The organism is Deltaproteobacteria bacterium, assembly GCA_019309045.1.
In the GTDB taxonomy this organism is placed as follows: domain Bacteria; phylum Desulfobacterota; class Syntrophobacteria; order BM002; family BM002; genus JAFDGZ01.
The window spans coordinates 1-2441 of sequence record JAFDGZ010000194.1 but is presented as its reverse complement, the minus strand read 5'-3'; the positions used below and the strand labels follow the sequence as shown (position 1 = coordinate 2441).

The following is a 2441-nucleotide window of genomic DNA, read 5'->3' as shown; positions in this document are numbered from 1 at the left end:
TCAAATTAAACTTGGCATTAAGCAACTTCTTTTCATCATAACCTAGTTCTAATTCTAGCGGATTCTAGGCTAATTAACAGCTTGCATGGAATATTGTTACGATAACTAGTTTATCCCAGATTTTGCTTTACCCTTGGCTCGCTGGAGGAAAAAACTTTAGGAATAGTGTGATAACTTGTTGAAATAAAAAGCCTCCTTGGTGTAATTTGCTTTTGATATGAAACCCAAACCCGAACCAAGGAGGCACCTGAAAGGTGAAAAAGACAATACCAGAAATTCGCGTCAGATTCCAGCAGAAAACGTATACCTCGCGAGCGGGTGTGAAGCCGCTGACCAGATTTGCCAACTGGTTTGGCATGCGAGAGTTGGTCGAAGGACACCTTGATTTGCCCAAGAAGAAACGGAAATACAGTTCGGCGGATCTGATCTGCGCGCATCTGGCGCTGAGATGTGCCGGGATCAAAAGAATTAGCCAATCTGATGAGATAGCCCAAGATCCCCTGGTACTGGAGCTTGCCGGTCTGGAGGAGTTTCCCAGTCAGGATACGCTTTACGACACCCTGCACCGCTTTGCCCCTGGAGAGGAGATGCTCGATGATGAAGGAGTAAGAAGGCTTTCCTCTCTGTGGTCTATGCACGAGGCCTTTGTGGGGCGTTTTTTCGCCAAAAGTCCTCAGTGGCAAAGGAAGGTGAGGCGCGCAGTGACCATCGACATTGACTCCCATGTGCAGGTGGTCTACGGCGAGCAGCAAGGTGCGAGGAAAGGCTATAATCCGAGAAAAGCGGGGCGGTTGAGTTACCATCCTCTGGTGGCAACGCTGTCTGAGCTGAGGATGCCGCTGGCTGGTCTGTTTCGGCCCGGCAATAGCAACGGCAAAACGGAGATTGTCGAATTTGTAGACATGGTGCTCGAGGCGCTCAGGCGAAACGGCATTCGCCCTGCACTTATTCAGATCAGAGCAGATGGCGGCATAGTATGTGAGCAGGTGCTGGCCAGACTGGAGGCTGAGGGCAATATCCGCTACGCCTTTGCCCTGCCGATCAACAAGGGATATCAGGGACGGCTGGGAGGCCTGCGCTACCGGGAGATCATTGCGGGAGTTGAGGTTGCTGAGTTTTGCTCCGGTGGCAGGGGCAGCAGGTGGAGCCGCAAGCGGCGGATTGTGGTGGTGCGACACTGTATTGCCCATTTTGGCGACAAGGCCCAGGGGAAACTCTTCGAGGATCTGCCTGGGTACAGGTACCAGTTGATTGTTACCAACATGAGATGTACAGCGGAGCTGGTGTGGCGCTTTTACAACGGCCGGGCTGACTCGGAAAACGTCATCAAGGATCTCATCGAGGGAGTCGGCCTTGATGCCATCCCCACAGGCAGGTATCTGGCCAATGCAGCTAATTTTTGGCTGATCATGATTGTGCAGACCCTGCTTGCCGCCTATCGGGTGCTGGTGGCGCGAGCGGTGACCGGCAAGATGCTGATGGTCAGAACTCTCAGGGAGCGCTTTTTGTTCTGGGGTGGCCAGATTGTCCGGCATGCTCGCAGGGTATATCTCAATATGAGCCGGGGCAGTCCGGAGGCGGCGAAATTTCTGGCTCTGTGGCAGCGACTTGATGCCCTCGGAGCTCCATAAGCCAAAATCTCTTCCTGCACCACAACAGAGAGCAAAACTCCCTATGGAGGGAAATGAAAGGGTATTTCCTATTTGTCTCTGATAACACATAAAATAAGAGCCAATCCCTTTACTGCCATGCTTTTTGCTGGGGATTTTTGGCCGGATTTAGCCGGCTGACCAAAATTTCACAGATAAAAGTCTTCGAAAACCAAGACAAGGAACATCAATCTATCTCAAAGCAAAATCTGGGTTTAAATAATTGTTACAATGAAATCCACTGACCACAGTAAGGACATAATCAGCGTTCACAAGGAAGAGGAACAACGTAGACACAGAGGTTATGAGTCGGCTCAGATTAGTTACACAGAGCGCCGTTACGGACACGCCGCGATGCAGTTGTACAGTACGATACGTACGAAGGAAATTTACCGAATTATCACAAAAGAGTTTGGAATGAATTCAGGCATTTCTCTTTTGGATATTGGCTGTGGTACAGGTATTCTCTTGAGTGAACTGGCATACAAAAGACCTAACATACTGCTAAATGGTTTAGATTTTTCTCAAAAGATGCTTACGGAAGCCCGCTTACGGTTAAATGTACACGCAATCACTGCAAATCTTATAAACGGGAGTGCTTTCGATCTACCGTATGCAAATGATAGTTTTGACGTAATTGTTTCAACCAGGTTTATTCACCAGTACTCTGATGATCTAAAGATCAGAATCTTAAGTGAGTTGCGCCGATTCCTGACGCTAGGTGGCCTGGCGATTGTTGAATTTTATTCACTTGTGCCGTGGTCAATGCGATATCTTCTGGCATTCAGCCAC

At 49.2% G+C, this 2441-nt stretch carries 2 protein-coding genes; both read left to right on the top strand.

What is annotated here, in order from left to right:
* Positions 1-254 precede the first annotated feature (254 nt).
* Positions 255-1631 (top strand): IS1380 family transposase, encoded by a 1377-nt coding sequence (locus JRI89_17685; protein MBW2073064.1) that lies wholly within the window; start codon positions 255-257, stop codon positions 1629-1631.
* Positions 1632-1880: 249 nt separating this feature from the next.
* The coding region (locus JRI89_17680) for a class I SAM-dependent methyltransferase (protein ID MBW2073063.1) at positions 1881-2441 on the top strand (561 nt) is incomplete at its 3' end.